Annotated in this window: 1 protein-coding gene; it reads right to left on the bottom strand. The window is 64.3% G+C overall.

Features of this window, described 5'->3' with window-relative positions; translation table 11 throughout:
• The coding region (locus GH815_RS18720) for a hypothetical protein (protein ID WP_211365137.1) at positions 1–826 on the bottom strand (826 nt) is incomplete at its 3' end.
• Positions 827–885: the final 59 nt, after the last annotated feature.

Below are 885 nucleotides of genomic sequence, written 5' to 3'. Positions count from 1 at the left end.
ATCCCGACGTCATCGAACGCATCATGGCCGACGAGAAGAACCACTGAGGCAAGACGGCCCTCGGCGGAGCCTTACCGAGAAGCGGGTCGATCCGGTCGGCCACGTGAGGAACGAGATAGCTGCGCGTACCGCTCAAGGGGTTCGCGTAGTTGAATAGCAAGGTCGCGATCAAGTCCCGCCTGTCTAAATCGATCGAGAGTGCGCCAGGGTCATGGTCGTACTGCCAAGATCGCATGGCCGCGGTCCGCTCAACCAAGCGACGACGGAGCGATACCGCGCGCCCCGCGGGGCAGGTGCAATCGTTAAAGTAGAGAACGTCGGCGGCCCGCGCGATCAGCGGAGCGACCCGAGCGAACGCATCGTCGGGTAGACTCGTAACACGCGTAAGTTCCTGCGCGAACCGGTCTTCCGGCGCCTCCATGAGGACGTGCGCCAGATGCGAGTAGAATGCATCGTTCCACCCGTCGTGCCACGCCTCCGTCCGGGTGCTGTTGTCTTGCCCCGCCCCGTTCCTGTCCGCTGTCCAAGGGGCATACGCGGCCACGATCTCGCCGTCCCATCGCATCGCGCGGTCTGAAAGTGCGTCGTGGACGCCCAACCACTTCGCGGCGATTCTCGTGTCCGCGCGGACTACGCCTCCATGGCGATCATATTCCGAGGGATCGTCCTCCCGCTCGTCTTCGCTCGCGCCTTGTGTCGTGGGGACGCGAATGCCACGTCGACGGCGCGGGGCCTCCGCAGGGAATGCGGGCCAATCCGGCTCCACCTCCCCATCAAGCCAAGCGACCTCCGCCACCACCGCCCGGGCTGTGCGTTCCGGGCTCATCCGGTCAGCGATTCCGATAACATCCGGTCAGTAATTCCGATCTGATCCGGTCACGGATT

Origin of the sequence: Rhodovulum strictum (genome assembly GCF_009649175.1) — a bacterium.
Classification (GTDB): Bacteria; Pseudomonadota; Alphaproteobacteria; order Rhodobacterales; family Rhodobacteraceae; genus Rhodovulum; species Rhodovulum strictum.
This window is presented reverse-complemented; position numbering and strand designations above follow the sequence as displayed.